Source organism: Microcoleus sp. D3_18_C2 (genome assembly GCF_036702395.1).
GTDB lineage: Bacteria > Cyanobacteriota > Cyanobacteriia > Cyanobacteriales > Microcoleaceae > Microcoleus.
In genome coordinates, this window is record NZ_JAUBTG010000115.1 from 1 (window position 1) to 5,524 (window position 5,524).

A 5,524-nucleotide genomic window follows, 5' to 3' on the forward strand; every position below is an offset into this window, starting at 1 on the left:
AGCGTGGTGTCTCATGTGTATCGGCGGTTATTCAACCTGTAGTCTAGTTATTGTACTCTACAATGAACACAATGCAAGAAAGTTCAAGAAAACACTTAACAAAAGTTGATAATTAATTAAAGCCGTCCTAGAAGGACGGGGCTTTATACCCAATTTCTTGGTAACAAGTTTATACCGAGTTGAATTCAAATTAGTTTCAATCGTTTTCTCCGGCGTGGTAGGAACTGCGGACGAGAGGCCCCGATCGCACGCGCTCAAACCCCATCTCCCGCGCGATCGACCCAAAACGGTCAAATTCGGCTGGCGTCCAGTATTTACGCACTGGGAGGTGCTCTAGAGATGGTCTCATGTATTGACCGAGAGTGAGCCGATCGCACTTGGCGTCCCGCAAATCAATCATCGCTTCGACTATCTCGGCTTCGGTTTCCCCGTGCCCCAACATCAAACCGGATTTGGTGGGAATAGTTGGGTCATATTGCTTGACAATACGCAGAACGTCGATCGAGCGATCGTACTTCGCCCCCCTCCGCACTGGCCCTTGCAACCGCCGCACCGTCTCAATATTGTGGTTGTAACAAGCCGGTTTAGCCTCCACCACCGTGCGAATCCGCTGTCGCTGCAACTCATCGAGACCGCAATTCTCCCCCTCGGCGGGCACGGGGAGGGCGGGCACGGGGGCACCGCCCCTACCTGTTCCCCCCCAAAAATCCGGCGTCAGTACCTCAACTTCAGTATGCGGGTTCAGAAGGCGGATTTGGGCGATCGTCCTGGCAAACCAACCCGCACCCCCATCCGGCAAATCATCCCTCGCCACCGAAGTCAGCACCGCATAGCGCAAACCCAACAACTGCACAGCCTCGGCCACCTTTTGCGGTTCCTCCGGGTCTAGGGGCATCGGAGAATGACCTTTATCTACTTGACAAAAAGCACAAGCGCGGGTGCAAATGGGCCCCATCAACAAAAAAGTCGCCGTTTTTTGGGCGTAGCACTCGCCCCGGTTGGGGCATCTCCCCTCCTCACAAATCGTGTGAATTTGCCGCTGTTTGATAATTTTTTGCACTTGGGAAATTTCGCTAGCTTTGCCAACGGGCCTACGCAACCACTCCGGCATCGCCTCGATTTCACCCCGCATTTGAGCGGCAACTGCTTTGACAGTAGGAGTTTTAGGAGTTTGGGGCGACATAAAATTAAGTGGTGATTGAGTTAATTCCTTCGATCGTATCCGAAATCAAAGCCCCTGAACTTGTAGGAGTATCACCCGAAATCCGAATCGCGCCGAAATGCAACAAAACTAAACTCGCCCAGAATTATGGGTAGAATTCTGTTAGGGATATACTGAAGGTTGCAAATCATCACTCATTCATTACTGAAGGAGTCAGTCGTGGCTGGTCAAAAAATCTTGGTAATCGATGACAGTAAAGTCATCCGCGTCCGAGTCCGAGAGATGTTGCCGCAGGGTAACTTTGAAGTTCTAGAAGCAAAAGACGGCGAAGAGGGACTCAAACTGATCCGTCAAGCCCGGCCCAATCTAATTATGTTAGATTTCCTACTGCCCAAAGTCAGCGGTTGGGAAGTGTATCAAAAAGTGCAAGCCCATCCTGAGCTTTCTAAGATACCTTTGGTGATCATGTCGGGCCGCGAAGAAGAGGTGATGGAAAAAATTCCGAAACCCTTTGAGAAGCATTTTTTTGCATTCATCGCCAAACCGTTTGAAAAGAAGCAGCTAACCGAGGCGATCAAATCGGCCATGGTACTGGCCAAAAAGAAACCAGTGCCGGAAGCCCCAGCAGCCCCCGCTGCAGCCACTTCTGGAGCGGGCGCCGCCGAAATTCAGGCGATGACTGTGAAAATGGCGAAAATGCAAGCGGAAATTGATGCACTCAAAAAACAAATGACTCAGGTGATTACGATCATCAAGCAGAAATTGAAATAATTCTGCTGTTTTTTGAAGGCACTTATGTAGAAGGAAACTTCCACACCGTGAAACTTTCAGTTGAGTCTCAAAGGCTGCGATTTTATCCGCATTTTTTTGCCAAATTGTTTGAGCGAGTGCGATCGCCAATAGCCTGCAACTGGTTTCTCAAAATCCCAGTGAGAAAATCAATTAAAAGTTAAAAATAAAATAAGGGAGGAAATTAATTATTAAATTATATTAGGATTTTTAATTCCCGCTCGTTCCACACTCAATTATCAACTCCTCAGTCTCATTTTTTTGGTTAATGACTAACGACTATTCCGATTTTTTGCCTCAACTGCGTGCCTCAACAGAGCAATTATTGAAAAGATTAGACTGCTTCGATCGAGCGCAGGTATTAGCGATCGGAGATTTGACCTTGGACGAGTTTCTTACCGGACAAGTAGAGCGAATTTCCCGCGAAGCACCTGTGTTGATTTTGCGCTACGAAAATACTCAGCAAGTACCCGGAGGTGGCGCAAATGCTGTCTATAATTTAGCCAAACTGGGAGGCAAAGTAAAAGTTGCTGGTTTGGTGGGAAAAGACGACCAGGGAAAGGCTTTGTGCGGTATTTTTGAGGCGGCGGGAATTGATACGGGTGGGATTTTAATCGATTCGCAGCGTCCAACTGTCACCAAAACTCGAATTTCCGGGCACGCGCGGCAGTCGGTGACTCAGCAAATTGTACGAGTCGATCGCAAATCGGACGAGTTGCCGGATTTAGATTTGCAGTTGCAACTGGCAGACTACATCCGGCAGCAAATACCGACAGTAGATGCCGTGGTTTGTTCCGACTACGGCGACGGAGTTTGGACGAATTTGGCGATCGAATCGGCAGTGGTTCCCGGCAAAACAATTGTAGACGCTCAAATAAATTTGCAGCGATATTCTGGAGCAATGCTGTTTACTCCGAACTTGCCAGAAGCCGAGCAAGCCGTCGGATATGCTATCAAAAACCCTCAAACTTTAATGCAAGCAGGACGCGATTTATTGAACTTAACTCAAGCTCAAAAAATCCTGATTACTCGCGGTGAAGAAGGGATGAGTTTGTTTGAAAGGGCGATCGGCGAAGAAATCAAAAATTCACCCCCTCCAACATCCATTTGTGAAAAGGGGGAATTTGCCATTCAAAGTTGGGACATTCCCCCTTTTAACAAGACTGATGTATTCGACGTAACCGGTGCTGGAGATACAGTTGTAGCAGCAATGACTTTAGCTTTGTGCGTCGGTGCATCCGGTTGGGAAGCGGCAGTTTTGGGCAATTTGGCTGCTAGTATTGTCGTCCGTCAATTCGGTACAGCAACGACGACTGCAGACGAAATGAAAGAAGCTTTGAAAACGATGATCGATCACTAATCAGTTGTAATGGGTGATTGATTATTACTTGTTCCCAGGCTCTTCCTGGTAACGCAGATCCGGAGGCTCAGCCTCCAATTTACTTGTTCCCAGGCTCTTCCTGGTAACGCAGATCCGGAGGCTCAGCCTCCAATTTTCCCATCGCTTTTCGAGGCTGAGCCTCTAGATATCGGTTCCCAGGCAGAGCATGGGAACCAGCGATTAAAGGCCGGGGCGGGTTTACAGATTTTCCCGTTTCTATTCAATATCTTGGCGAACCCGCCCCTACAGGAATCATGGTTAATTGACCGGACATGATATTACTACTGACTAATGACTAATCACTAACGACTACTTACTTTTTTTCAAAATTTGCCCCTTGTCATCAATTATCAAACCGCTATTGGGAAAATCGCTCTTTGTCAAACGGTTAATCAAACCCACAGTCCTAAATTTGTTATCAACAGCCGGAACACCTCGCCCGTCAAGTTGGACGGGGATAATCTTACCAGAAACAAAATCCCCTTTCGGAGTCATTTTCACATCCAAAATTAGAGATTGACCGAGTGTTCCTGCTGTGGACAAAGTGCGATAACCCAAAAAATTTCCCAGGGAATAAGCAATCAATTTCCCTTTATAAAGTTCCATCGCTCGCGGGACGTGCGGGCCATGTCCCAAAATCAAATCGGCTCCCGCATCAATCATCGTCCGCGAAAACAAAACCATATTTCCCCGGTTTTCTCCGTAAAAGAACTCAGTTTTATTTCTCACATTCAGAGCTCCCGTTCCTTCCGCTCCAGCATGAACTGATATCACTACAATATCAGCGTTTTGCTTGGCTTTTTTGACAACTTCTGCTCCCGCTTTGAGTTCCAGCAAGGAATTGTGAACGTCGCCGTAGTTGCTGAAACCGATAAAGGCAAAATTCACGCCCTTGACATTTTTATAAACAATTTGATCTCTTTTGCCAACAGCCTTCATGCCGTTGCTGTCGATGTTTTTAATCGTGTCATTAAATCCTTTCTCGTGAAAATCGTAAGAGTGATTGTTGGCAATATTCAAAATATCAAAACCAACATCTTTGAAAATTTTGGCATAACTCGGAGGCGTCCGAAAGGCAAACAGCATTCGTCCGCCGCCTGCTTTGGAACTGTAAGGATGATCGGTCATCGTGCTTTCAAAATTGCCAAACAGAATATCAGCTCCTTTGAGGTACGGTTTTACCGACTCTAATAACATCTCTTTTTTTGCCGGCAGTTTGTTGTAGGGATAATTTGTGCCGGGGATCATGTCACCAACTGCTTTGATGCTGACTGTGGCGGGCACAATGGCAGGTTTTGTGGCGGCAGGGGAGGGCGGTTTTGGAGCTGGAAGGGGTTTGGCTGCGGGTGTCGAGCTCACTTCTTGTACCGCAGGCTTTGACGTTAGAGGGTTATTAGTAGCGGTGGGTGAGGATTTGTAAAGTTGAGAAGCCAGCACAAAGCCGGATATCGGTACGAGAATTAGACTCAGAGCACCGACTGACAGCCCAGATTTTTTAGTTTTAGTGCCTGCTAATTCTGGCTGGGGTGATGGCTTTTGCTGCCTTTGGTTTGGGGGTTTTGGAGTTGGGATTTTAGAGGGTTGGGGCGGAGATTTTTCTGGTATTTGAGTGGGCGCCGTTGTGACATTTTGAGTTTTTTCTAGCTTGGGCAAAGTCACAGGAATGGGAGAAGCTGCTACACTAGCGGCTACTGCTGCACTCGCAGCTACTGCGGCATTCACGGCAACTAACGGACTCACGGGTGCGGCAGTCAAGCGTTTTTTTAATTCTACCGTCTGAGTCCAAGCGGGCAATTGCTGGCCGTCGCGCCGCCCGTAAACTGTCACTGAGTAAAGGTTATTTGGTTGCAGCCGCTGCAACCCTTTGACTGCGACTCGGAGACAGGCTTCTTCTGCGGGCAAATGTTCTGCTTCCAGCAGCAGGTGCAGGGTGTCGTTTTCCCGGCTGGCTTTAGCCGTGACGCCGAAGCTTTGGAGTGCTTGGCCGATCAGAAATGCGATCGCCCTGGCATCGCCTTCTTTTGCTAAATTTAAAATATCTTGTTGGCTCACAAACGCCTCTACTCTCACACTAGAAATTTAGCTCGATCTTATATCAAATTTGGCTGCACAGCATTAAATACCGATTGATTTAACTTAAGTAAGGAATGAGAATTAAATAACTTCCACTCTTGAAAGTGGGATGGGCGTCC

General features: G+C 47.6%; 4 protein-coding genes. 2 read left to right on the top strand and 2 right to left on the bottom strand.

Annotated elements, in window-relative coordinates:
* Positions 1-196: 196 nt before the first annotated feature.
* Complete coding sequence (locus tag QUA88_RS29070) at positions 197-1,183, bottom strand: lipoyl synthase (RefSeq protein WP_333058396.1); 987 nt, start codon at positions 1,181-1,183, stop codon at positions 197-199.
* 198 nt (positions 1,184-1,381) lie between these two features.
* Here QUA88_RS29070 and QUA88_RS29075 point away from each other — a divergent pair, with 198 nt between their 5' ends.
* The gene (locus QUA88_RS29075) at positions 1,382-1,933 is read left to right on the top strand and encodes a response regulator (RefSeq protein WP_333058397.1); all 552 of its coding nucleotides are present in this window, start codon (positions 1,382-1,384) and stop codon (positions 1,931-1,933) included.
* Positions 1,934-2,219: 286 nt separating this feature from the next.
* The gene (locus QUA88_RS29080; protein ID WP_333234309.1) at positions 2,220-3,311 is read left to right on the top strand and encodes a PfkB family carbohydrate kinase; all 1,092 of its coding nucleotides are present in this window, start codon (positions 2,220-2,222) and stop codon (positions 3,309-3,311) included.
* Positions 3,312-3,641: 330 nt separating this feature from the next.
* On the opposite strand, the gene QUA88_RS29085 is transcribed toward QUA88_RS29080, so the two are convergent.
* Positions 3,642-5,384, bottom strand: coding sequence for a CapA family protein (locus QUA88_RS29085; protein ID WP_333058400.1), 1,743 nt, complete (start codon positions 5,382-5,384; stop codon positions 3,642-3,644).
* Positions 5,385-5,524: the final 140 nt, after the last annotated feature.

Bases quoted from the DNA above. Each gene is read 5' to 3' on its own strand.
- QUA88_RS29080 (WP_333234309.1), top strand. From the start codon at position 2,220: ATGACTAACGACTATTCCGATTTTTTGCCTCAACTGCGTGCCTCAACA.
- QUA88_RS29070 (WP_333058396.1), bottom strand. From the start codon at position 1,183: ATGTCGCCCCAAACTCCTAAAACTCCTACTGTCAAAGCAGTTGCCGCT.